The sequence below is a fragment of the Mesorhizobium sp. M1004 genome (assembly GCF_040318795.1).
In the GTDB taxonomy this organism is placed as follows: Bacteria; Pseudomonadota; Alphaproteobacteria; order Rhizobiales; family Rhizobiaceae; genus Mesorhizobium.
Map to the genome: position 1 here is coordinate 405,835 of NZ_JAMYNB010000002.1, position 24,236 is coordinate 430,070.

Sequence of the window (24,236 nt, forward strand, 5' to 3'; positions counted from 1 at the left end):
CTGCCAGCTCCTATTCAGCAGCCACGCGCGCCGGCGCGGGCTTGAAATCTTCGGGGAAATGGGTGATCGAGCTCATCACCGGATAGGGCGTGAAGCCGCCCAGCGCGCAGAGCGATCCGAACTTCATCGTGTTGCAGAGATCGGTGACCAGTGCCAGGTTCTTCTCCGGCTCGATGCCGGCGGCAAGCCGGTCGATGGTCTCCACCCCGCGTATCGAGCCGATGCGGCAGGGCGTGCACTTGCCGCAGCTTTCGATGGCGCAGAACTCCATGGCAAAGCGCGCCTGCTTCAGCATGTCGGCCGTGTCGTCGAACACGGTGATGCCGGCATGACCGATCAGTCCGTCGCGCTTCGCGAACTCTTCGTAGTCGAACGGCGTGTCGAACAGGCCGCGCGGGAAATAGGCGCCGAGCGGGCCGCCGACCTGCACCGCCTTCACCGGGCGACCAGTGGCCGTACCGCCGCCGATATCGTCGACGATCTCGCCCAGCGTCATGCCGAACGCCGCTTCGAACAGGCCGCCGAACTTGACGTTGCCGGCGATCTGTATCGGGATCGTGCCGCGCGAGCGGCCCATGCCGAAATCCTTGTAGAAGGCAGCACCCTTGTCCATGATGATGGGCACGGAGGCTAGGCTGATGACGTTGTTGATCACCGTCGGCTTGCCGAACAGACCCTGGATTGCCGGCAGCGGTGGCTTGGCTCGCACCACGCCGCGCTTGCCTTCAAGGCTGTTCAGCAGCGACGTTTCCTCGCCGCAGACATAGGCGCCGGCGCCGACGCGGATTTCCATGTCGAAGGCGTTGGGCGAACCCAGCACGCTGACGCCGAGCACGCCTGCCTTGCGGGCGACCTCGACAGCCTTGTTCATGACAGCCACCGCATGCGGATATTCCGAGCGGATATAGACGAACCCCTTGGTCGCCCCGGTGGCGATGCCGGCAATCGCCATGCCTTCGATGAGCACGAAGGGGTCGCCCTCCATGATCATGCGGTCGGCAAAGGTAGCGCTGTCGCCCTCGTCGGCATTGCACACGATGTATTTACGATCGGATGCCGTATCGAGCACCGTCTTCCACTTGATGCCGGTCGGGAAGCCGGCGCCGCCACGGCCGCGCAAGCCCGATTCCGTGACCTGTTTGACGATGTCGACCGGCGCCATGGCCACCGCGTTCTGCAGGCCCTTCAGCCCGCCCAGTGACTTGTAGGCGTCGAGCGATAGCGGGTCGTTGATGCCGCAACGCGCGAACGTCAGGCGCGTCTGCTTGGCCAGGAACGGGATTTTGTCGGGCGCGCCCAGCCAGCGCTTGTGATGCCCGCCGGTGAGAAAGCCGCTGTCGAACAGGCTCTTGACGTCCGAGGGCTTGACCGGCCCGTAAGCGACCCGGCCCTTTTCGGTCGCGACCTCGACCATCGGTTCGAGGAAATAGGCGCCGCGCGAACCGTTGCGGACGATCTTGGCCTCGACGCCCCGTTCGGCCAGTTCCGCACGAATAGCCTTGGCGACCTTTTCGGCGCCGAGCGCCAGCGCGCCGGAGTCACCTGGAATGTAGATGCGCGGGATCATGAGCGTACCTCCGCGACGATCTCTTCGATCTTCTCGTCATCGAGCCGCCCGATCACCTCACCATCCAGCATCGCCGACGGTGAACAGGCGCACAGCCCGAGGCAATAGACAGGCTCAAGCGTAACCGATCCGTCGCGGGTGGTCTCATGGAAATCGATGCCGAGCAACTGCTTGACCTTTGCGGCGATCGCATCCGAACCCATCGACTGGCAGGCTTCCGCCTGGCAGAGCTTGAGCACGTGCCGGCCGGCCGGCCGGGCACGGAAATCATGATAGAAGGTCACAACGCCGTGCACCTCGGCCCTCGACAGGTTCAGCCCATCGGCGATGACGGGCACGGCGTCCTGCGGCACGTGGCCAAATTCTTCCTGGATCTCGTGCAGGATCGGCAGCAGCGGGCCTTCGAGGCCCTTCAACTGCTGGATGATCGCCGCCGTGCGCGACCGTATCTCGGTGCTTGCTGGCTGCATCGTCACGCAGCGCCCTCCCTATCGTAGCGATCGATGCATATAATCGTCCAAAAGCATGACGCGGTTTTGGAACAACGACATGCCTACGCCGCTTAATCGCTAAGTGCTTAAGAAATCAGAGAAAACCTCTGAAATCAATAAAGCGGTTTCGTTGCACGATAGAAAATTTCTATCGCGCCGATTGACCAGTTATGACTAGCTCAGCGATTGGCGCGGAAATCGTCTGCCAGCGCCATCGCCTCGTCCAGCAGCGCCTGCACCAGCGGCGTGTGCGGTTCGCGCGGCGCGGCGACCAGCCCGACAGTGTGGCTGGCATCCGGTTCGACGATCGGAATGGCCCGGATCGGTTCGGAAAAACCGAATGTTTCCGCCAGGTTGAGCGGCATGATCGACGACCATTTGCCTGTCCGTATGTGGGAGAACAGCACGATCATCGAGTTGGATTCCAGTGTCGGCCGCACCTGCACGCCGGCCTCGGCCAGATGCTGGTCGATGATGCGGCGGTTCTGCATGTCCGGCGTCAACAAGCAGAGCGGCAGCTGGCTGATTTCGGCCCATGTCACTTTGTCGCGATCCGAATAGGGATTTCCGACCGCCGTGATCAGCTGGTAGCGCTCGTCATAGAGCGGCACGCTGGTCACCCGTCCGAGAGGCTCGTTGTCGAGATAGGTGATGCCGGCATCGACGTCGAAATTGCCGAGCAGCGACAACACCTCGATCGAGGTGCGCGACAGGATAGAGAAGGTGACGCCCGGATGCTTCTCGCGAAATGGCGTCGTAAGCCGCGCCACCATGGCGAGGGCGGTTGGGATGGCGGCAATACGGATACGCCCGGACAGGCCATGTCGCGCCGCCCGCATCTCTTCGCGCATGGTCCTGGAATCGCCGACGATGCGACGCGCCCACACCAGCACCTGCTTGCCTTCCGGCGTCAGCCCCTGAAAGCGCGAACCGCGATTGACCAGCATGACGCCGAGCTGGCCCTCCAGCTGCTTGATCCCGGCCGACAAGGTCGGCTGCGTGACGCCGCACGCTTCCGCCGCCCGGCCGAAATGCTCCTCCTTGGCCAGCGCGATGAAGAATTCGAGCTTGTCGATCATACCATCCGTCCGTTCGTTGCGCGCAAGGTCGGAGAAATTGCCTTTCGCCGCAAGCTCTACCCGCAATTGGCCATGCATCCACATCTTTGGGCCGGCTGGCTGTTTCCCCCGGCCGAACACGGCGCTATGTGGTTGGATGGAATACGAGGAGATCGGACATGCTGGGCTGGTTCCGCAAGCTTTTGCCGCGCGAAGATCGCTTCTTCGACCTCTTTGAACGGCATTCCCGCACCGTGGTCGGCGGCGCCGAGGCGCTGGAGCAGCTCCTGCAGGGCAAGGACATCGATCGTTGGTGCCAGAAGATCATCGATCTCGAGGACGAGGCCGATCATATCACGGCCGAAGTGCTGCTGGCGGTGCGGCGTTCCTTCATCACGCCCTTCGATCGCGGCGACATCAAGGACCTGATCCAGTCGATGGATGACGCCATCGACATGATGCACAAGACCGTCAAGACGGTGAAGCTGTTCGAAAAGAAGGAATTCGACCCGCTGATGCAGGAGATGGGGGGCGTCATCGTTGCCGCCTCCAGGCTGGTTGCCGAAGCGATCCCGCTGCTCAGCAAGGTCGGCACGCACACGGTACGCCTCAACGCCATCGCCGAAGAGGTGATGCGCGTCGAAAGCCGCGCCGACGATCTGCATGAGCAGGGATTGAAGGACCTGTTCAAGCGGCATGGCCGCAGCGATCCGATGGCCTACCTGATCGGCTCGGAGATCTACGGCCAGCTGGAGAAGGTGGTCGACCGCTTTGAGGACGTCGCCAACGAGATCAGCGGCATCGTCATCGAGAACGTTTAGGCAATGGAAGCCACCATCGCCTTTCCCGTGCTGATCGGCCTTGTCGCCGTCGCGCTGTTTTTCGATTTCCTAAACGGCTTGCACGATGCGGCGAACTCCATCGCCACCATCGTCTCCACCCGCGTGCTGAGACCGCAGTATGCGGTCCTGTGGGCGGCTTTCTTCAATTTCATCGCCTTCATGTTCTTCGGCCTTCACGTGGCTGAAACCGTGGGAAAAGGTATCGTCGACGTCAGCATCGTCACGCCGGCGGTGATCTTCTCGGCGCTCGTCGGCGCCATCGTCTGGAACATCGTCACCTGGATTGCCGGCATCCCGTCCAGCAGTTCGCATGCGCTGATCGGCGGGCTCGTCGGCGCCGGCGTTGCAAAGGCTGGGCCCGGCGCCATCGTCTGGACCGGGCTTGGCAAGACGGTCGCCGCAATCGTCGTGTCGCCGGCGACAGGGTTTGTTCTGGCGCTGGTCCTGATCCTGGCCGTTTCCTGGCTGTTCGTGCGCCAGACACCGTTCGCCGTCGACAGCACCTTCCGCGTCATGCAGTTCTTTTCGGCCTCGCTTTATTCGCTAGGGCACGGCGGCAACGACGCCCAGAAAACCATGGGCATCATCGCCGTGCTGCTCTATTCGCAAGGTATGCTCGGCGGGACGTTCTACGTGCCGCTGTGGGTCGTCCTCACCTGTCAGACAGCACTGGCGCTCGGCACTTTGTTCGGCGGCTGGCGCATCGTTCACACGATGGGCTCGAAGATCACCCGGCTGAATCCGATGCAGGGCTTCTGCGCCGAGACCGGCGGCGCCATCACCCTGTTTGCCGCCACCTGGCTCGGCGTCCCCGTGTCGACCACCCATACCATCACCGGGGCCATCATCGGTGTCGGCGCCGCCCGCCGCGTCTCGGCCGTGCGCTGGGGCATTGCCGGCAACATCGTCATCGCCTGGATCGTCACCTTGCCGGCCACGGCTGCAATTTCGGCGCTCACCTACCTTGCGGTTGGCCTGGCAAGGTGAGGCGGACACCGTGGTGCTTGGAGTCGCTGCCAATCTGCACTATCTGAGCCGCAGCCAAACGCCTAGGGAACAATGCATGTCCGTCACCAAGGAAATCGTCACCGAGCGTCTGAAGACGGTCAACGGGCCGGACTTCACCGGCAACATCGTCGACCTCGGCATGGTTTCGGAGATTTTCATCGCCGATTCGAAAGTGTTTTTCTCGATCACCGTTCCCGCCGCCCGCGCACAGGAGATGGAGCCGCTGCGCGCCGCAGCCGAGCGTGTCGTCAAGGCGATCCCTGGTGTCGCCGGCGCCGTCGTCGCGCTGACGGCGGAGAAGAAGGGCGGCGGCATGGAGGCTCCGGTTGCGTCGCGTCCCGCGCCCAGGCCCGCACCGCCGGCTGCGCCAGGCGGGCCGCGCCCAACTCCACACACTCCAGCCCCGCACGCCTCGGCCTCGCAAAGCTCGGGCAAGCGCGGCGTGCCCGGAATCGAGGCGATCATCGCGGTGGCGTCCGGCAAGGGCGGCGTCGGCAAGTCGACCACCGCTGTCAACATCGCGCTTGGCCTCGCCGCCAACGGTTTGCGTGTCGGCGTGCTCGATGCCGATATTTATGGCCCGTCCATGCCCAGGCTGCTCAACATCCATGGCCGGCCGCAGACCGTCGACGGCAAGATCCTGAAACCGATGGAGAATTACGGCCTTAAGGTGATGTCGATGGGCTTCCTCGTCGACGAGGAGACGCCGATGATCTGGCGCGGTCCGATGGTGATGTCGGCGCTGACGCAGATGCTGCGTGAGGTCGAATGGGGCCGCCTCGACGTGCTCGTCGTCGACATGCCGCCCGGCACCGGCGACGCCCAGCTGACCATGGCCCAGCAGGTGCCGCTGGCCGGCGCGGTCATCGTCTCGACGCCGCAGGACCTGGCGCTGATCGACGCCCGCAAAGGATTGAATATGTTCAAGAAGGTCGACGTGCCGCTGCTCGGCATCGTCGAGAACATGAGCTATTTCATCGCCCCCGATACCGGCAAGCGCTACGACATCTTTGGCCATGGCGGGGCGCGGCGCGAGGCCGAGCGCCTCGGCGTGACCTTCCTCGGCGAAGTGCCGTTGGAAATGGGCATTCGCGAAAGTTCTGATGAAGGTGCTCCGGTGGTGGCGTCGAAGCCAGACAGCGCCGAGGCGAAGATCTATCGCGGCATTGCTTCGAAGGTCTGGGACCGGGTCAACGAAGAACGCGGCGCGGCCGAAGCGGCGGTGCCGAACATCGTGTTCGAGTAGCTCGGATATCCCTCCCCTCAAGGGGGAGGGGAACCCACCTTCTCGCCAAAGCTTGAAAAGAACTGCAAGGCCAGCTTCTTCGAAGTCGATTCGATGAGCCGGCTGCCGAGTTGGGCGATCTTGCCGCCGACTTCGGCTTTGGCCGCGTATTTGAGGACCGTCGCATCCGGCCCGTCCGCCGTCAGCGTCACGTCGGCGCCACCCTTGGCGAAGCCGGCAATACCGCCCTTGCCCTCGCCCTGGATGGTGTAGGAGTGCGGCGGCTTCAGGTTCTTCAACGTCACCTCGCCGTTGAATGTCGCCTTGATCGGACCGATCTTCAACACCACCGTCGCCGCCATTTCGGTCGGCGATTTCATCTCCAGGTGCTGGCAGCCGGGAATGGTCGCCTGCAAAACCTTCGGGTCGTTCAGCGCGTCCCACACTTTCTGCAGGGGGGCGGCAATGCGTTCCTCGCCTTCGATCACCAAAGCCATCGACACCTCCCGGACAGACTTCGAAGGCCTAACGCACGGTCTGGTCTGTGTCTATCGCACCAAAGTCCGGTTGCGACGGTGCGCCCTCTTGCCTGCTTCCGCGCGTTGCCATATCGATTTGTCTTACAAATACGGAGACCATGATGGCAGGCGCCCCCACCGGAAAGAAGAAGTTTCGCTCGCAGGAGTGGTTCGACAATCCCGACAATCCAGGCATGACCGCGCTCTACCTCGAGCGCTACCTGAACTACGGCCTGACGCGGGCCGAGCTGATGTCGGGCAAGCCGCTGATCGGCATCGCCCAGACCGGCTCGGATCTGTCGCCATGCAACCGCCACCATATCGAACTGGCCAAGCGCGTGCGCGAAGGCATCGTCTCGATGGGCGGCATCCCCTTCGAATTCCCGTGCCATCCGATCCAGGAGACCGGCAAGCGCCCGACCGCGGCACTCGACCGCAACCTTGCCTATCTCGGCCTGGTCGAAGTGCTTTACGGCTATCCGCTCGACGGCGTCGTGCTGACCATCGGCTGCGACAAAACCACGCCGGCGCTGCTGATGGCGGCGGCCACCGTCAATATTCCGGCCATAGCACTTTCGGTCGGACCGATGCTCAATGGCTGGCACAAAGGCAAGCGCACGGGATCCGGCACCATCGTCTGGGAATCGCGCCAGCGGCTCTCCGCCGGCGAGATCGACTATGACGAGTTCATGGACATCGTCGCCTCATCGGCGCCGTCGACCGGCTATTGCAACACCATGGGCACCGCCACCACGATGAACTCGCTGGCCGAGGCGCTCGGCATGCAATTGCCGGGTTCGGCCGCCATTCCCGCACCCTACCGCGAGCGCGGCCAGATCTCCTATGAGACCGGCAAGCGCATCGTCGAGATGGTGCATGAGGATCTGAAGCCGTCCGACATCATGACGCGCAAGGCCTTCGAGAACGCCATTGTCGTCAATTCGGCGATTGGTGGCTCGACCAATGCGCCGATCCACCTCAACGCGATTGCCCGTCATCTCGGCGTGCCGCTCACCAATGACGACTGGCAGACGGTCGGCCTCCATGTGCCGCTCATCGTCAATCTGCAGCCATCGGGCGAATATCTCGGCGAAGACTATCACCATGCCGGCGGCGTGCCGGCTGTGGTGGCCGAGTTGATGAAGGCCAAGCTGCTGCCTTATCCCGCAGCGATGACCGTCAATGGCAAGACTATCGGTGACAATTGCAAGGGTGTCGCCAACGAGAACACCGACGTCATCCGCACCGTCGCCGAGCCGCTGAAGGCCAATGCCGGCTTCATCAATCTCTGCGGCAATCTGTTCGATTCCGCAATCATGAAGATGAGCGGCATCTCGCCGGAATTCCGCGAGCGCTATCTCTCCAACCCGAACGACCCGGAAGCCTTCGAAGGCAACGCCATGGTCTTTGACGGGCCGGAGGACTACCACGCCCGCATCGACGATCCGGCGCAAGGCATCGACGAGCACACCATCCTGTTCATGCGCGGCGCCGGCCCGATCGGCTATCCCGGTGGCGCCGAGGTGGTCAACATGCAGCCGCCCGCTTATCTCATCAAGAAGGGCATTCACGCGCTGGCCTGCATCGGCGATGGCCGCCAGTCGGGCACATCGGGCTCGCCCTCTATCCTCAACGCTTCCCCGGAAGCCGCCATTGGCGGCGGCCTGGCGCTGCTCAAGACCGGCGACCGTGTGCGCATCGACTTACGCAAAGGCACTGCCAACATCCTCGTCACCGACGAGGAAATCACGCGCCGCCGTGCCGAACTGCAGGACGATGGCGGCTACCACTATCCCAAGCACCAGACGCCATGGCAGGAAATCCAGCGCTCCATGGTCGACCAGTTCTCGGAGGGCATGGTGCTGAAGCCGGCGGTGAAATACCAGGACGTCGCGCACACCAGCGGCGTGCCGAGGGACAACCACTGAGCATTGCAAGTTTGGTGAAATCGAAGGCGGCTTGCCATCGGGCAGGCCGCCTTTTCTCATGGCAACGCTCTTGTATCGATTGGGCCAAGTCTACAGATACTCGTGTCGATAGGTCCTGCACAAGGGATAACACCCATCAATGACGAAGCGGCGCTCTTCCCTCGGTTTCCTCGGCATGTTCGGCCGCTCGGGTGATTTGCGGGAACTGGACAACGCGCTGCGCGGCGCCGATCTTCATCCTGCGCTTGTTCCCGAGGGGGTAAAGCTCACCATCGTCAATTTGATGAAGGATCATTGGCCGGAAGAGCCGCCGCCCGACGCCTACCGGTCCGTGGCGCAGCTGTTCGGCTTTTGCATCGCGGGCCCACAAACCTTCGAGCAGGCCAATGGGCCGGAGCGGCGGCTGGAGGCTGAGCGCCGCATCGAGGCTGCGCTTGAAACCGGCGACAGCCTGGATGCCCAGATCGTGTTGATGGCGCTGCATGGCAAGCTGATCAGCGCCGAAGTCGTCGAGCGCTTTGGGCTAAGCGCGGACTGACCTTCGTAAGGTGAAGCTTACCCGCCCATGCCGCTGCGTGGCAGCTTGATCATCTCGCCGAAGCGGGCACGCAATTTGTCGTCGAGCAGCTTCGGCACATGGCGCGGGAAGCGCTCGGCCAGCACGCGCTTCTTTTCGATGATCGCCCGCTGCAAGATGTCGGGCCGGCCCTTCTCGTTCCATTCCTTGGGCGAAAAGCGGTCGCCGACGGCAGGATAGAAATACTCCGTCTGCATTAGGCGCAGCGTCTGCTCATTGCCGAGATAGTGGCCTGGGCCATTCATGCAGACTTCGGTGATGGTGTCGATCGACAGCGCTTCGTCGGTCACTTCGATGCCGCGCACGCAGCGCAGGCAGTGGCCCAGCATGTCATTGTCGATGATCAGGCTCTCCAGGCAAAAGCCGAGCAACGAGGCATGCATACCCGCCGATTCATAGACCAAGTTGAGGCCGGCAAGACCGGCCATCACATCGGTGATGCCCTTTTCATAGCCGGACTGGATGTCGGGCAGTTTCGAATCCGTCATGCCGGCGGCCGAACCGCCCGGCAGATCGTAGAACTGCGCCATCTGCGCACAGGCCGAAGTCAACACTGCCTGCTCGGCCGAGCCGCCCGACATGGCGCCGGTCCTGAGGTCGGATACGAACGGCCAGGTGCCGAAGATCGCCGGATGCCCGGGCTTGATGGCGTTGACGTAGATGAGGCCGACCAGCACTTCGGCCACCGCTTGCACCACAGCGCCGGCAATTGCCGCCGGAGCGGTGGCGCCGGCCTGGCCGGCCGATAGAAGCAGGATCGGAATGCCGCCTTCGACGCAGGCTTCGAGCACGCCGCAGGCGTCCTCAGCGAATTTCATCGGCGGCACGACGAAGCAGTTGGAATTGGATACGAACGGCCGGGCGCGAAAGTTCTCCTCGCCGCCGGCGATCGCATAAAGCATTTCCAGCGCCGGCTGCACGTTCTCGCGCACCGTGAACGAGGTGCCGACATGCTTAGACGTGCCCATCACGCAGGCGTAGAGCGTGTTGAAGTCCATTTCGAGCGGATCGGGAATGTCGCGCGGCACCATCGGCCGCTGGAAGAAATGGATGTTGTCGAGCCCTTCGACGAGGCGAGCGGCATCATAAATGTCCTGCACCAGCGACTCGCGGTATTCGCGCTTTTCGACATCGACCAGATGCACCGCCGCACCCGCCGTGCCGTAATGCACGCGCTTGCCCTGGATCAGCATGTCATGCCTGGGGTCCTGGCCGTGCAGCGTAAAATTCCTCGCCGCTTTCTTGATCGTGTCCATCACAAGCCCACGTGGGAAACGGATGCGGCCGTCATCGCCATAGACGGCGCCGACCCCGGTCAGCGCCTCGATGCAGGAGGGAATGGCATTGGCGAAGCCGACGGTCTCCAGCAGCGTCAGCACCGCTTCATGGATGCGCTCCTGGTCGTTCTGGTTGAGCGGCCCGTAGCTGCCGCCTTCGAGGCCGGCGCGCACCGGCCGGATATCGTCGGCAAGCGGTGCGGCGCGCATGGCGCGGCGCGCTTCGCGCCCGCCGGATCGTCGCGAACGCTGGTCGGCTGATGTATCTTTAGGAGCCGCATCCTTAAGAGCCGCATCCTGCTGCTCAACAGCCACTGACATGGGGGGCACTCCACCTTTAGCTTGCGAAACACGGCGCGGTGATTGGTCCACCGTCGGCTTGCTTCGTCCCTCTGTCAGCCGACTATGCCGTTGCCATTGGCCCAGCCTATGGGCCAGTCAACGCAGCCGAGTATGCCAGAGAGCTAATGCAGAATGTTGGTGATCATGCCAAGGGCCGGGGCTGTTCAAAGCTCCGGCACAGGCAAATCAGGCTGCCGCGGGCCTGCGTCCGGCCGCAGTCGCGAGCTCGCGAATACCCGGCTCGATGTGCTGCAGCGCGATCGAGGAAATGCCCAAGCGCATGAAACGCGAGGGCTTTTCGGTGCGATCGAAGAAGCGGTCGCCCGGCTCGATGATGACGCTGCGCGACGCCGCGGCCTCGGCCAGTCCACGTGAATCGGTGCCGCGCGGGCCTTCCAGCCAGAGCGATGTGCCGCCGGCCGAATCGGTCGAGCGCCATTCCGGCAGGAATGCGGAAATCGCATGGACCAGACGCTTGCGCCGCTCATCGAAGGCCGACGACAGCCGCCGCACCAGGGCCTCGTGATGGCCGAGCGACAGGAACAGCGCGACCGCGCGCTGGTTGTTGGCCGGCGGGTGCCTGAGCATGAAGCGACGCAGCGCCCTGAGCTCGGAGATTAGTCCAGCCGAAGCGACGATGTAGCCAAGCCGCAGGCCCGGAGCCAGCGTCTTCGACATCGAGCCGACATAGACGACGCGACCCGAGCGATCGAGGCTCTTCAGCGCCTGCTGCGGCGCCTCGTCGAGAAGCTGGCTGTCATAGCCGTCCTCGATGATGATCTGGTTGTGGCGGTTGGCGCGCGCCAGAAGGTCCTGCCGCCGCTCCGCCGACAGCGGCACCATGGTCGGGCAGTGGTGGCTGGGGGTGACGAAGACAAAGCCGGAATCGTTGGGAATGGACGAGGTGACGATGCCGGACTGATCGACCGGAACCGGCTGGATTTCGGCGCCTGCCAAGCGGAAGATCGAGCGCGCGTCGGGGTATCCCGGGTCTTCCATCGCGACCTTGGAGCCCTTTGTCATCAGCAGTGTCGCCAGCATATAGAGCGCGTTCTGGGCGCCCAGCGTGACGATGATCTCGTCCGGATTGGCGAAGATGCCGCGCCGCGGCAACAGCCGCGCCTGGATCTGCTCGATCAAGAGCGGATCGTCACGATCGACCATGTCGGAGGCCCAGTTGCGGATTTCGAGCACGGCCAGCGCCATGCGGTTGCACTCACGCCATTCGGCGGTCGGGAACAGCGCCGGGTCGAACTGGCCATAGACGAAGGGGTAGGACGACTTGATCCAGTTGTCGTGCTTGGCCGGCGGCGGCATGTCGCTGGCGGCGATCTGCCGGCGTGCCTTCCAGTCGATCTCGTTCTGCTGGTCGGGCGCCTTCTGGTGCGGCTTGGCCGGGGTGGCCAGCACATCCGGATTGACGAAATGGCCGCGCCGTTCACGCGCCACCAGGAAACCCTGATCGACCAATTGCTGGAACGCCAGCACCACAGTGCCGCGCGCGACGCCGAGTTTTTCAGCCAGGATGCGGCAGGACGGAAGCGGCATCGAAGCGGCAATCTGCCGGTCGAGAATGGCGGCGACGATCGCCTGACGGATCTGCGCCTGCAGGGTCTGGCCCGATTCCGCCGAAATCCGGAACAGGCCGGACCATATGGCCGTGTCGTTACGCTGTGGCATGGAAGGTGTTCCTCGATGGCCAGTCTTTTTTGCTTGGCTGGACCAGCGGAAGGTAACCGTGGCACAAGGGGTTGCGCCAATCAATTTTTCTGATCGCTGGGATTTATGCCAGTGATCTATGCGCGACGCGCAGCGTCGTCGCATCCCCGGGTGACGCTTGCGTCATCCCGCAGCGCGGACGCCCGCGCGACGCGCAGCGTCGTCGCGCCTCATTATCCCCAGCGCGATGCGAAGCGTCGTCGCTACTCCCATCACATCATCCAGCGCGACGCGCAGCGTCGTAGCTCCATCACATCGCACTATGCTGCACTGCGTCATCCCCACGCATTGAAACATGCGGAATTCGGCTCGATAACGTCACCCCGACGACACGCGCCGGAAACATCCGGTCTGATAAGATGTCGTGAAAAAACGATCAGGAGCCGGCAGTGGATCATTCCTCCTTCGACAAACAGCTTGTCGCCTTGCGTGCTGCGCGCGCGGCGGCATCGGGCACGATGCGCGAGGCTTTTGCCGCCGACCCCAAGCGCTTCGAGACATTTTCGGCCAGCGACGGCGACCTTTTGCTCGACTGGTCGAAATGCGCGGTCGACCAGCGCACGATGGAACTGCTCGAGAAGCTCGCCGCCGCCGCCGATCTCGAAGGTCGCCGGGCCGCAATGTTTTCCGGCAAGAAGATCAACATCACCGAGGATCGCGCCGTGCTGCACACGGCGCTACGGAACCTCTCGGGCAAGGGCGTCACGGTCGATGGCCAGGACGTCAAGGCGGATGTGCTGTCCGTGCTCGACGCCATGGGCGCCTTCGCCGATGCCATTCGCTCCGGCAAGGCCGCCGGCGCCACCGGCAAGAAAATCACCGACATCGTCAACATCGGCATTGGCGGCTCCGATCTCGGCCCGGCCATGGCGACGTTGGCGCTGGCGCCCTATCACGACGGCCCGCGCGCGCACTACGTCTCCAACATCGACGGCGCCCATATCCACGACACGCTGAAGGGCCTGTCGGCCGAAACCACCCTGTTCATCATCGCCTCGAAGACCTTCACCACGGTTGAGACGATGACCAATGCCGAGACGGCACGCGAATGGGTGCAGAAGGCGCTCGGCAAGGAAGCAGTCGGCAAGCATTTCGCCGCCGTCTCGACCGCGCTCGACCTGGTTTCCAAGTTCGGCATCGAAGCGGATCGCGTGTTCGGCTTCTGGGACTGGGTCGGCGGCCGCTATTCGCTGTGGGGCGCCATCGGCCTGCCGGTGATGATCGCCATCGGCCCGCGCAACTTCCGCGCCTTCCTCGATGGCGCGCATGAGATGGACGAGCACTTCCGCACCGCACCCCTGCAGAAGAACCTGCCGGCGCTGCTGGGGCTGGTCGGCTGGTGGCATCGCGTGATCTGCGGTTATCCGGCGCGTGCGGTCATCCCTTATGACCAGCGCCTTTCCAGGCTGCCGGCCTATCTGCAGCAGCTCGACATGGAATCGAACGGCAAGGGCGTCACCCTCGACGGCAGGCCGGTGCCGACGCCGACGGGGCCGCTGGTCTGGGGCGAGCCCGGCACCAATGGCCAGCACGCCTTCTTCCAGCTGCTGCACCAGGGCACCGATTTCATCCCGGTCGAGTTCCTTGCCGCTGCCGTCGGCCATGAGCCTGATCTCAAGCACCAGCACGATCTACTGCTTGCCAATTGCCTGGCGCAGTCGGAAGCGTTGATGAAGGGCCGCACGCTGGACGAGGCGCGCGCGCAGATGCTGGCCAAGGGCATGAAGCCGGCCGATGTCGACAGAATAGCCCCGCACCGCGTCTTCTCCGGCAACCGCCCATCGGTGACGATCCTCTACCGCAAGCTCGACCCGCGCACCTTCGGCCGGCTGATCGCGCTTTACGAGCACCGCGTCTTCGTCGAAGGCACTCTGTTCAACATCAATTCCTTCGACCAATGGGGCGTCGAGCTCGGCAAGGAGCTGGCGACCGGCCTGTTGCCAGTCGTGGAAGGCAAGGAGAGCGCCGCCAAGCGCGACGCATCGACGGCCGGGCTGGTGGCGCGCATCCAGCAACTGCGGGGGGCGCAATGAAAAATCCGGCCGACATCAAGGGCATATTGTTCGACAAGGACGGCACGCTTGTCGATTTCAACGCGACCTGGCTCGGCATCGCCGATTTCATGGCCATGGATGCTGCCGAGGGCGATCGCTGGAAAGCCGACAGGCTGCTTTCAGCGGCGGGCTTCGATTTTGTCGCCAAGCGTTTCAAGCCGGATTCCATCTTCGCCTCGGGCACCAACATGGATGTCGTCGAACTATGGTTCCCGCGCCTGTCCGACGAGGACCAGATGCTGGCCGTCGCCCGTTTCAACGAGATCACCTCGGTGCAAGGCTCATCGATGGCGGTGGCCTTGCCCGGCATCGTCGCGGCGCTGACGGCTCTGCACAAGCGATCCTACCGGCTCGGCGTCGCCACCAATGATTCGACTGCCGGTGCCGAAAAGACTATGGTCACGCTCGGCGTCGCGCAGCTGTTCACCGCCGCCTATGGCTATGACGCGGTCGCCAATCCGAAACCGGCGCCGGACACGATCGTCGCCTTTTGCGACCTGACCGGGTTGAAGGCGTCCGAGATCGCCATGGTCGGCGACAACCGCCACGACCTGGAGATGGCGCGTGCCGGCGGCTGCGGCCTGGCGGTCGGCGTGCTCTCCGGCACCGGCACGCGGGAATCGCTGGCGTCGATCGCCGATGTCGTTCTGGATTCGGTTGCCGACTTGCCGGACTTTCTGTCGGCGCGGGTCAAGGAGACGGTCTGACGGGGGCCTGGGGCAAACTCAATTCGGCTCGGGATTTCCCCGCCAATGGCCGAGTTGGGGAAGCAGCCATGAAACTATGGAGCTTCTGGTTTGTTTTCGGACATAGTGGGCTACTCATCAGCAGAGCAAACGTACCCGCATTTGCCGCACCTGATCTTGGCGCTTGCGTTATCGATGTCTTCGCCAGGCTGAAGCTCGAAGCCGCGATTTTCGCACTTTGGGCAAACTATGAAGCCGATACGTTGAACAACTTTAATCCACGCCATTCGACTTCTCCTATCAACGGCTAATCCAATCTATTTTCTGCCCCTTGAGGTTTGTCCACAATGAGTAGAATCCGGCCATTCAGAGCGACTGGGCTTTGCCGCGTCGCGCTAGCAATCTTCCGGCTCGAACCAAAACACACCGCTCGGCTTGGTCACATCACCCTTTGCGTCGCCGAAATCCGGCACCTGATATTCGGCGAGCAATCGTAGCCGCGACAGCGGCAGATCGGCGCGGCGGGGATCGCCGACCAGCACCTCGATGCCGGCTGCCAGGCAGCGGTCGAGGAACGGGATCACCCGCAGAGCAACCTCGCGGCCGTAGAACACGTCGCCGGCAAGCACGAGATCGACCGCTGGCGGCGGGCCCGTGGTGATATCCTGGTCGACAATGGTGATCTCGACGCCGTTGGCCAACGCGTTGAGGCCGATCGCGGCGACGCCGTTGCGATCGATCTCGGCGGCGATCACCGCGCTGGCGCCGGCCTTGGCGGCGGCGATGCCGACGAGGCCCGAGCCGGCGCCGAGGTCGAGCACGCGGCGGCCGGCCACGATTTGCGGATGGTCGAGTATATAGCGCGCCAGCACGGCGCCGCCGGCCCAGGCATAGGCCCAGTAGGGCGGCTGCGGCTCAGCTTCGTGCTCCTCGGTTTGGCTGCCGTCTTCCGGTCCATGAGCTCGCCACTCGACAAGCCGCCTCAGGCCGCTGCCGGGATGAGCCGTATAGAGCTGGATTTCAGGGAGCGCGGGAACGGGCGCAAGCCGCAGGTTCGCCCTGATGAACACTACTGTATCGGGACGCCGACTATCGTCCGCCATCCCGCCGTCGCCAGGCTCGCCGTTCAAATTTATTCCCGCAGCGCCCGGCGCAAAATCTTGCCCACCGGCGTCTTCGGCAGTTCGGTTCGGAACTCGATGTATTTCGGCCGTTTGTAGCCGGTCAGGTTCTCGCGGCAATAGGCGGTCAGTGCCTCGACGGTCAGCGCCGGGTCCTTCTTGACCACGAACAGCTTCGGCACCTCGCCCGAATGCTCGTCCGGCACGCCGATCGCCGCCACTTCGAGCACGCCCGGATGCTGGGCGACGACTTCCTCGAGTTCGTTCGGATAGACGTTGAAGCCGGAGACCAGGATCATGTCCTTCTTGCGGTCGACGATCTTGGTGTAGCCGCGCTCGTCCATGAAGCCCATGTCGCCGGATTTGAAAAAACCGTCCTTGGTCATCACCCTGGCGGTCTCGTCCGGCCGGTTCCAGTAACCGGCCATGACTTGCGGCCCGCGGATGCAGATCTCGCCGACCTCGCCGAGCGGCAGGTTGTTGCCGTCATCGTCGCGGATGACGATCTCGGTCGACGGCAGCGGCAGGCCGATCGTGCCGGTGAAATTGCTGTCGCTGAACTTGTTGGCGGTGGCTACCGGCGAGGTCTCCGACAGCCCGTAGCCCTCGGTGATCGAATTGCCGGTCAGCGCCTTCCAGCGCTCGGCAACCCCCTTCTGCACCGCCATGCCACCACCCAGCGTCATGATCAGCGGCTTGAAGTCGATCTTGCGGAAATCCTCGTTGTTGAGCAGCGCGTTGAACAGCGTGTTGAGGCCGGGGAAAATGTGCATCGGGTATTTCTGCAGCTCCTTGACGAAGCCGGGAATGTCGCGCGGGTTGGGAACGAGCACGTTCTGGGCGCCCTGCTGCATGCCCATCAGCGCGTTCACCGTCAGCGCGAAGATATGGTAGAGCGGCAGTGCGCAGATGAAGTTGAGATGCGCCGGTTTCGGCTTGATCGCATAGGCGTCCTGCAGCCACAGCGTGTTCTGCGCGACATTGGACAGCACATTGGAGTGCAGCAGCACAGCACCTTTGGAAATCCCCGTGGTTCCGCCGGTATATTGCAGGAAGGCAACGTCGCCGGCCTCCATCTTGGCCGGTTTGAAGGCGATGCCGGCGCCGGCTTTCACCGCCGCATTGAATTTGACATGGCCGGGCAGCGACCAGGCCGGCACCATCTTCTTCACCCGGCGCACGACGAGGTTGACGATCGTGCCCTTGAGGGCGCCGAGCATGTCGCCCATCGCCGCGACCACCACATGCTTGACCGCCGTCCTGGCAATCACCGCGTCCAGGGTGCTGGCGAAATTCTCCAGAATGACGATCGCCTGCGCGCCGGAATCCTTGAGCTGATGTTCGAGCTCGCGCGGCGTGTAGAGCGGATTGATGTTCACCACGACATAGCCGGCGCGAAGCACGGCCATCATCGCCACCGGATATTGCAGCACATTCGGCATCATCAGCGCCACGCGTGCGCCTTTCTGCAGGCCCTTCGATTGCAGATAAGCGCCGAAGGCGGCCGATTGCCGCTCGAGTTCGGCATAGGAGATCGACTTGCCCATGCAGACGTATGCCGGCTGGCCGGAAAACTGCTTACAGGCGCCGACGAGGAAGTCGCCGATCGAACTGTAGGGCAGGGCGCCGATCTCCGCCGGCACGACTTTCGAATAGCTTTTTAGCCATGGCTTTTCCGGCAAGCCCGCGGCAAGCGCCGTCAGCGTATTCGGCAGTTTTTTGGCCGCGCCCGGCGACGGCTTCGAGGCGGGCTTCGCCGCGGCTGTCTTGGCGGCTGGCGGCTGGGCGGGCTTTGCAGCGGGTGCTGTCTTCGCCGCGCGCTTGACCACAGGTTTCGCTGCCGGCTTGGCGCTTGCCTTCGCCGGCGTCGAGGTTGCCGTTGGCTTGACAGCGGGAGTGGCTTTGGCCGGTGGCGCTTTCGACTTGACGGCAGCGGCGGCCGGTTTTGAAGCTTTTGCCGCTTTTGCTTTCGCCGGGGCCGTTGTCTTTGTTGCTTTCGCCACCTCTAGCCTCCCTCGGTCGTTCTGTTGCCTGCTCCTGCTGCGCCGCCTCGATGTGGTGAGGCGTCCTCCGCTGCAGCGATGTCGCGGATTTCCGGAAAATCCAGCGTGTCATCTATCTATTGCGACTATCGGCGGCCGTGCAAGTCTTGCCCCCGCGGCAGGACGGCAAAGATTTGCCGTCGAAATCCTTCCCGCGATGCCAGCTCAGGCAATGCCGTCCTGTCATCTCGGTGGCGAAACCCAGGCTTGTGGACTTTTGGCTTACGATTGCTGCGATCAATGAAAAAATGCGGTCGTTAACAATCCCGTGATTAGCAGATTTTGCTATTTGTTTCTGCAGTTCGTCAAAGACCGAGAAATATTTTCTGCTTACGGCGGGGTAGGCAAACAGGGTGTTCCAAAGCCGGAAAAACGGTGCTTATATGCGCGCTTCGCGAGCCTATAGAGGGGCTTGGAAGAACATCAGGGAGTGCTCAATGAAAAAGAAACTGACTTTTGCAGCCGCGTTGCTGGCTGCAAGCGTCCTCGGCGGTGTGGCCAATGCCAAGACGCTGGTCTATTGCTCGGAGGCCTCGCCGGCCAACTTCGACCCGGGTACCACGACGGGCGGCAACGACTTCGACGCCTCGTCGCGCACCGTCTATTCGCGCCTGGTCGAGTTCAAGCATGGCGGCACCGAAGTTGTGCCCGGTCTCGCCGACAAATGGGAGATTTCGGACGACGGTCTGGTCTATACTTTCCACCTGCATCCGGGCGTGAAGTTCCAGACGACGGATTTCTTCAAGCCGACGCGTGATTTCAATGCCGACGACGTCGTCTTTTCGTTCGATCGCCAGTTCAACAAGGAAAACCCCTGGAACGGCGAGAAGTACCTGCCGAACCTGACCTGGGACTACTACACCGGCATGGACATGCCGAAATACGTCGCCAAGTGGGAAAAGGTCGATGACCTGACCGTGAAGCTGACGCTGACCGAGCCGAACGCGCCGATGCTGGCCAATCTCGGCATGGACTTCGCCTCGATCGTTTCGAAGGAATATGCCGACCAGCTGGAAAAAGACGGCAAGATGGCCGACTTCTCGACCAAGCCGGTCGGTACAGGTCCGTTCCAGTTCGTCGACTACCAGCTGGATTCGGTCATCCGCTATGCGGCCAACCCGGACTACTTCAAGGGCAAGGAAAAGATCGACGATCTCGTCTTCGCGATCACGCCTGACGCCACCGCCCGCATCCAGAAGGTGCTCGCCGGCGAATGCGATATCGCGCCCTATCCGAATCCTGCCGACATCGGCACGATCAAGGCCAACGCCGACGTGACCCTGATGGATCAGGCTGGCCTCAACATCGGCTATATGAGCTACAACACCACCATCCCGCCGCTCGACAAGCCTGAAGTGCGCCATGCGCTCAACCAGGCGATCGATCGGGAATCGCTCATCAAGTCGCTGTTCCAGGACGCCGGCGCCACGCCGGCCGTAAACCTGATCCCGCCGACCATGTGGTCGTGGAACAAGGACGTGAAGTCCGACGCCTATGATCCGGAAGCCGCCAAGAAGGTGCTGGCCGATGCCGGATTGAAGGAGATCCAGCTTTGGGCCTCCGACCGCGTCCGTCCCTACAACCCGAACTTCCAGCGCGCCGCCGAACTGATCCAGGCTGACTGGGCCAAGGTCGGCGTCAAGGCGGAGATCGTCAGCTACGAGTGGACGAAGTACCGCGAAGAAGGCAAGAAGAAGGAGCGTCCGGGCGCCTTCCAGATCGGCTGGACCGGTGACAATGGCGATCCGGACAATTTCTTCGCTACGCTGTTCGCCTGCTCGGCCATCGGCGTGTCGAACTACTCCAGTTGGTGCGACAAGGACTTCGAGGATCTGATCCAGAAGGCCAAGAAGACCAGCGACCAGGCCGAACGCACCAAGCTCTATGAAGAGGCGCAGGTTGTCTTCCAGAAGCAGGCTCCGGCCTTCCTCATGGCACATAGCCAAGTCTACGCAGTCGTGCGCAAGAATGTCAGCGGCTTCATGATGGACCCGCTCGGCATTCATCGCTTCGACGGCGTCGACAAGGCCGAATAGAACTGTTAGGCGGGCGGCGCGCAATCAGGCGCCGCCCGCTTTTCAAGATGCTCCGATATCTCCTAAACAAAATCGTCTTGGTGCTGCCGACGCTGATCGGCATCACCATCTGCGCCTTCGCTTTTGTCAGGCTGCTGCCCGGCGATCCCATTCTTGCCATGGCCGGCGAGCATGGCGTGTCGCCCGAGCGTTACGCGGAACTGAAGGAACAGTTCGGCTACAATTTGCCGATCTGGCAGCAATACGCGCATTATGTTCGCGATGCCGCGACCGGTAATTTCGGCGTGTCGATTTCGTCCAAGCGGCCGGTCATCGAAGATTTCATGACGCTCTTCCCGGCAACCATCGAGCTCTCAGTCTTCGCCATGATCTTCGCCATGGTGCTGGCCATCCCGGCCGGCATCATTGCTGCGGTCAAACGCGGCTCCTGGTTCGACCAGGGGCTTATGGGCACCGCCCTCGTCGGCTATTCCATGCCGATCTTCTGGTGGGGCCTGCTGCTGATCATCTTTTTCTCCGGCTATCTCGGCTGGACCCCGGTTTCAGGGCGCATCGGCCTTCAGTTCTTTATCAAGCCGATCACCGGCTTCTTGACCCTCGACAGCCTGCTCTACGGCAAGTGGGATGCTTTCCGCTCGGCATTGAGTCACCTGGTGCTGCCGACAATTGTGCTCGGCACCATCCCGCTGGCGGTGATCGCGCGCCAGACGCGCTCGGCCATGCTCGAAGTGCTGGGCGAAGACTATGTGCGGACCGCCCGCGCCAAGGGCCTGTCGTCGTCCCGCGTCATCGGCGTGCATGCGCTGCGCAATGCGCTGATCCCGGTGGTCACCACCATCGGCCTGCAGGTCAGTACCCTGCTCGCCGGCGCCATTCTCACAGAAACCATCTTCGCCTGGCCGGGCATCGGCAAGTGGATGGTCGAATCCATATCCAAGCGAGACTATGTCGTCGTGCAGTCAGGCTTGCTGTTGATCGCCCTTATCGTCATGGCGGTGAACCTGATTGTCGACGTGCTTTATGCCGTCATCAACCCGCGCATCAGGGCGGCGTGATGAGCCAGTCGACCGAAATCGCCCCGATGGCCGCCGGCAACCCTGACCGTCTGACCGGCTTCAGGACCTTCTGGCACTATTTCTCGGTAAACCGCGGCGCCGTCATCGGCCTGTTCGTCTTCATCCTTTTGGTGCTGGCCGCGCTCTTTGCACCGCTGCTGGCACCCTATGCGCCCGACATCCAGGACAAGACAGCTTTCCTGCGTCCGCCGGCCTGGCAGGCAGGCGGCAGCATGGAATATCTGCTTGGCACCGACGCCGTCGGCCGCGACATGCTCTCGCGCCTGCTCTATGGCGCGCGTTTCTCGCTGCTCATCGGCGCCGTCGTGGTCACGCTGGCGCTTGTCGGCGGCATCACGCTGGGCCTTTTGGCCGGCTATTTCCGGGGCTGGGTCGACGTGGCGATCATGCGGGTCATGGATCTGATCCTGTCCTTCCCGTCGCTGCTCTTGGCGCTGGTTCTGGTCACCATCCTCGGCCCCGGCCTGTTCAACGCCATGCTGGCCATCGCGCTTGTCCTGCAACCCCACTTTGCCCGTCTGGTGCGCGCTGCCGTCATGGCCGAAAAGAGCCGCGAATATGTGGTCGCCGCCAAGGTCGCCGGCGCCGGCCATATAAGGCTTATGCTGCGCACCATCCTGCCCAACTGCCTGGCGCCGCTGATCGTCCAGGGCACGCTGTCCTTCTCCAACGCCATCCTGGAGGCGGCCGCTCTCGGCTTTCTCGGCCTTGGCGCCCAGCCGCCGACACCGGAATGGGGAACCATGCTCGCCTCGGCGCGTGAATTCATCCTGCGCGCCTGGTGGGTGGTGACCTTCCCCGGTCTGGCCATCCTCATCACCGTGCTTGCCATCAACCTGATCGGCGACGGTCTGCGCGATGCGCTCGATCCGAAGCTGAGGAGGTCGTAATGGCGCTGCTCGACATCCGCAATCTCGTCGTCGAGTTCCAGACCGCATCCGGCCCGTTCCGCGCGGTCGATGGCGTCTCGCTCCATGTGAACGAACGTGAAGTGCTGGCCATCGTCGGCGAATCCGGCTCCGGCAAGTCGGTGTCGATGTTGGCTGTGATGGGGCTGTTGCCGTGGACGGCGACGGTCACTGCCGACGAGATGAGCTTCAACGGCCGCGATCTCCTGAAGATGAGCCCGGCCGACCGGCGCAAGATCGTCGGCAAGGACATGTCGATGATCTTCCAGGAGCCGATGGCCAGTCTCAATCCGTGCTTCACCGTCGGCTTTCAGATCGAGGAGGTGCTGCGCTTCCATATGGGCATGGACAAGGCCCAGCGTCGCGAGCGCGCCATCGAATTGCTGACGCAGGTCGGCATTGCCGAGCCGGCCGAACGGCTGAACTCGTTTCCGCACCAGATGTCGGGCGGCCAGTGCCAGCGCGTGATGATCGCCATCGCCATCGCCTGCAATCCGAAGCTTCTGATCGCCGACGAGCCGACCACCGCGCTCGACGTCACCATCCAGAAGCAGATCCTCGACCTGCTCGTGTCGCTGCAGGTTAAATACGGCATGGGCCTGATCATGATCACCCACAATATGGGCGTGGTCGCCGAGACGGCCGACCGCGTCATCGTCCAGTACAAGGGCCGCAAGATGGAAGAGGCCGACGTGCTGTCGCTGTTTGAATCGCCGAAGAGCAATTACACCCGCGCGCTGTTGTCGGCGCTGCCGGATAATGCCGTCGGCGACCGGCTGCCGACCGTCTCGGACATGCTGTTCGAACCAGCTGCCGGGGGCGTCTGATGAGCATCAAGGTCGTCGAAGGCAAGGACATCGTGCGCGACTATCACGTCGGCGGCGGCCTGTTTCGCGGCGCGCGCACCGTGCATGCGGTCAAGGGCGTCTCGTTCAGCGTCGACAAGGGCAAGACTCTGGCCATCGTCGGTGAATCGGGCTGCGGCAAGTCAACGCTGGCGCGCATCATCACGCTGATCGATCCGGCAACGTCGGGCGAACTGTTCATCGACGGCAACAAGGTCGACATCGCAAGGAACGGCCTGACCAGGGAGATGCGCCGCAAGGTGCAGATCGTCTTCCAGAACCCTTACGGATCGCTCAATCCGCGCCAAAAGATCGGCGATGTGCTGGGCGAGCCGCTGCTCATCAACACCGACAAGCCGGCCGAAGAGCGGCGCGACCTCGCCATGAGGATGCTGAAGAAAGTCGGCCTCGGAACCGAGCACTACAATCGCTATCCTCACATGTTCTCGGGCGGCCAGCGCCAGCGCATCGCCATTGCCCGCGCGCTGATGCTGAACCCGAGCCTGCTGGTGCTTGACGAACCGGTCTCCGCGCTCGATCTTTCGGTGCAGGCGCAGGTGCTCAACCTGCTCGCCGACCTGCAGGACGAATTCCAGCTGACCTATGTCTTCATCAGCCACGATCTGTCGGTCGTGCGCTACATCGCCGACGATGTGATGGTGATGTATTTCGGCGCAGCCGTCGAATACGGCTCGCGCGAGGAGGTCTTCGCCGACCCCAAGCACAACTACACCAGGACGCTGTTCGCCGCGACGCCGCGCGCCGACGTCGCCTCGATCAAGGCGCGGCTGGCGAAGAAGAAGGCCGCCTGACCTCTCACCGAGAATTGTTTTTGAACAATCGGAAATACGTCGCGGCGGTGGTTTGCCGGCAGGATTGATCGCGATCTGCGAGCTGCCGGGCGCAAGCCGCGTCG

Annotated in this window: 21 protein-coding genes; 13 read left to right on the forward strand and 8 right to left on the reverse strand. The window is 62.9% G+C overall.

Going from position 1 to position 24,236, the window contains the following annotated elements; translation table 11 throughout:
* Positions 1 to 10 precede the first annotated feature (10 nt).
* From NKH54_RS06105 to NKH54_RS06115, 3 genes are all read right to left on the reverse strand, one after another.
* On the reverse strand, positions 11 to 1,567 hold the full coding sequence (locus NKH54_RS06105; RefSeq protein WP_352758393.1) for a formate dehydrogenase beta subunit: 1,557 nt from the start codon (positions 1,565 to 1,567) through the stop codon (positions 11 to 13).
* Positions 1,564 to 2,043 carry a formate dehydrogenase subunit gamma gene (locus tag NKH54_RS06110; RefSeq protein ID WP_353027881.1) on the reverse strand — a complete coding sequence of 160 codons (480 nt, stop codon included), beginning with the start codon at positions 2,041 to 2,043 and terminating at the stop codon, positions 1,564 to 1,566. The genes NKH54_RS06105 and NKH54_RS06110 overlap by 4 nt, the downstream gene beginning before the upstream one ends.
* A gap of 194 nt (positions 2,044 to 2,237) precedes the next feature.
* Positions 2,238 to 3,137, reverse strand: a complete 900-nt coding sequence (locus NKH54_RS06115) for a LysR family transcriptional regulator (protein ID WP_023688790.1) — start codon at positions 3,135 to 3,137, stop codon at positions 2,238 to 2,240.
* A gap of 158 nt (positions 3,138 to 3,295) precedes the next feature.
* Between NKH54_RS06115 and NKH54_RS06120 the strand changes: the two genes are divergently transcribed.
* The 3 genes from NKH54_RS06120 (at position 3,296) to NKH54_RS06130 (ending at position 6,212) form a co-directional block, all read left to right on the forward strand.
* Positions 3,296 to 3,937: a DUF47 domain-containing protein gene (locus tag NKH54_RS06120; protein WP_023673429.1), complete on the forward strand. Its 642-nt coding sequence runs from the start codon at positions 3,296 to 3,298 to the stop codon at positions 3,935 to 3,937.
* 3 nt (positions 3,938 to 3,940) lie between these two features.
* Positions 3,941 to 4,945, forward strand: a complete 1,005-nt coding sequence (locus NKH54_RS06125) for an inorganic phosphate transporter (RefSeq protein WP_023688789.1) — start codon at positions 3,941 to 3,943, stop codon at positions 4,943 to 4,945.
* 76 nt (positions 4,946 to 5,021) lie between these two features.
* Complete coding sequence (locus NKH54_RS06130) at positions 5,022 to 6,212, forward strand: Mrp/NBP35 family ATP-binding protein (RefSeq protein WP_352724380.1); 1,191 nt, start codon at positions 5,022 to 5,024, stop codon at positions 6,210 to 6,212.
* A gap of 17 nt (positions 6,213 to 6,229) precedes the next feature.
* Here NKH54_RS06130 and NKH54_RS06135 read toward each other — a convergent pair whose 3' ends face one another.
* Complete coding sequence (locus NKH54_RS06135; RefSeq protein ID WP_023688787.1) at positions 6,230 to 6,688, reverse strand: SRPBCC family protein; 459 nt, start codon at positions 6,686 to 6,688, stop codon at positions 6,230 to 6,232.
* 143 nt (positions 6,689 to 6,831) lie between these two features.
* On the opposite strand from NKH54_RS06135, the gene NKH54_RS06140 reads away from it, so the two are divergent.
* Positions 6,832 to 8,637 carry an IlvD/Edd family dehydratase gene (locus NKH54_RS06140; protein ID WP_353027882.1) on the forward strand — a complete coding sequence of 602 codons (1,806 nt, stop codon included), beginning with the start codon at positions 6,832 to 6,834 and terminating at the stop codon, positions 8,635 to 8,637.
* A gap of 139 nt (positions 8,638 to 8,776) precedes the next feature.
* Positions 8,777 to 9,175, forward strand: a complete 399-nt coding sequence (locus tag NKH54_RS06145) for a hypothetical protein (protein ID WP_353027883.1) — start codon at positions 8,777 to 8,779, stop codon at positions 9,173 to 9,175.
* A gap of 17 nt (positions 9,176 to 9,192) precedes the next feature.
* Here the strand turns inward: NKH54_RS06145 and NKH54_RS06150 are convergent, their stop codons facing one another.
* Both NKH54_RS06150 and pdxR read right to left on the reverse strand, forming a co-directional pair.
* On the reverse strand, positions 9,193 to 10,812 hold the full coding sequence (locus NKH54_RS06150) for a trimethylamine methyltransferase family protein (protein ID WP_352805259.1): 1,620 nt from the start codon (positions 10,810 to 10,812) through the stop codon (positions 9,193 to 9,195).
* Positions 10,813 to 11,019: 207 nt separating this feature from the next.
* Positions 11,020 to 12,513 carry a MocR-like pyridoxine biosynthesis transcription factor PdxR gene (gene pdxR / locus NKH54_RS06155; protein WP_023669484.1) on the reverse strand — a complete coding sequence of 498 codons (1,494 nt, stop codon included), beginning with the start codon at positions 12,511 to 12,513 and terminating at the stop codon, positions 11,020 to 11,022.
* Between the two features lie 428 nt (positions 12,514 to 12,941).
* On the opposite strand from pdxR, the gene pgi reads away from it, so the two are divergent.
* From pgi to NKH54_RS06170, 3 genes are all read left to right on the forward strand, one after another.
* Entirely contained in the window at positions 12,942 to 14,585 is a 1,644-nt protein-coding gene (gene pgi, locus NKH54_RS06160) for a glucose-6-phosphate isomerase (RefSeq protein WP_502907473.1), read from the forward strand.
* Entirely contained in the window at positions 14,582 to 15,313 is a 732-nt protein-coding gene (locus NKH54_RS06165; RefSeq protein ID WP_023688783.1) for an HAD family hydrolase, read from the forward strand. The genes pgi and NKH54_RS06165 overlap by 4 nt, the downstream gene beginning before the upstream one ends.
* Before the next feature lie 68 nt (positions 15,314 to 15,381).
* The gene (locus NKH54_RS06170; protein WP_155923253.1) at positions 15,382 to 15,603 is read left to right on the forward strand and encodes a hypothetical protein; all 222 of its coding nucleotides are present in this window, start codon (positions 15,382 to 15,384) and stop codon (positions 15,601 to 15,603) included.
* 84 nt (positions 15,604 to 15,687) lie between these two features.
* Here NKH54_RS06170 and NKH54_RS06175 read toward each other — a convergent pair whose 3' ends face one another.
* The gene (locus NKH54_RS06175; RefSeq protein ID WP_353027884.1) at positions 15,688 to 16,395 is read right to left on the reverse strand and encodes a class I SAM-dependent methyltransferase; all 708 of its coding nucleotides are present in this window, start codon (positions 16,393 to 16,395) and stop codon (positions 15,688 to 15,690) included.
* A gap of 29 nt (positions 16,396 to 16,424) precedes the next feature.
* The gene (locus NKH54_RS06180) at positions 16,425 to 18,416 is read right to left on the reverse strand and encodes a long-chain fatty acid--CoA ligase (protein ID WP_353027885.1); all 1,992 of its coding nucleotides are present in this window, start codon (positions 18,414 to 18,416) and stop codon (positions 16,425 to 16,427) included.
* Between the two features lie 476 nt (positions 18,417 to 18,892).
* On the opposite strand from NKH54_RS06180, the gene NKH54_RS06185 reads away from it, so the two are divergent.
* The 5 genes from NKH54_RS06185 to NKH54_RS06205 are packed head-to-tail and all read left to right on the forward strand — an operon-like array spanning position 18,893 to position 24,132.
* Complete coding sequence (locus NKH54_RS06185) at positions 18,893 to 20,491, forward strand: ABC transporter substrate-binding protein (protein ID WP_023669491.1); 1,599 nt, start codon at positions 18,893 to 18,895, stop codon at positions 20,489 to 20,491.
* A gap of 47 nt (positions 20,492 to 20,538) precedes the next feature.
* Complete coding sequence (locus NKH54_RS06190) at positions 20,539 to 21,546, forward strand: ABC transporter permease subunit (RefSeq protein WP_023669492.1); 1,008 nt, start codon at positions 20,539 to 20,541, stop codon at positions 21,544 to 21,546.
* 26 nt (positions 21,547 to 21,572) lie between these two features.
* Positions 21,573 to 22,457, forward strand: a complete 885-nt coding sequence (locus NKH54_RS06195) for an ABC transporter permease subunit (RefSeq protein WP_050485757.1) — start codon at positions 21,573 to 21,575, stop codon at positions 22,455 to 22,457.
* On the forward strand, positions 22,457 to 23,302 hold the full coding sequence (locus NKH54_RS06200) for an ABC transporter ATP-binding protein (RefSeq protein ID WP_023696764.1): 846 nt from the start codon (positions 22,457 to 22,459) through the stop codon (positions 23,300 to 23,302). The genes NKH54_RS06195 and NKH54_RS06200 overlap by 1 nt, the downstream gene beginning before the upstream one ends.
* Positions 23,302 to 24,132: a dipeptide ABC transporter ATP-binding protein gene (locus NKH54_RS06205; protein WP_353027886.1), complete on the forward strand. Its 831-nt coding sequence runs from the start codon at positions 23,302 to 23,304 to the stop codon at positions 24,130 to 24,132. Before NKH54_RS06200 ends, NKH54_RS06205 begins: the two co-directional genes overlap by 1 nt.
* Positions 24,133 to 24,236 lie beyond the last annotated feature (104 nt).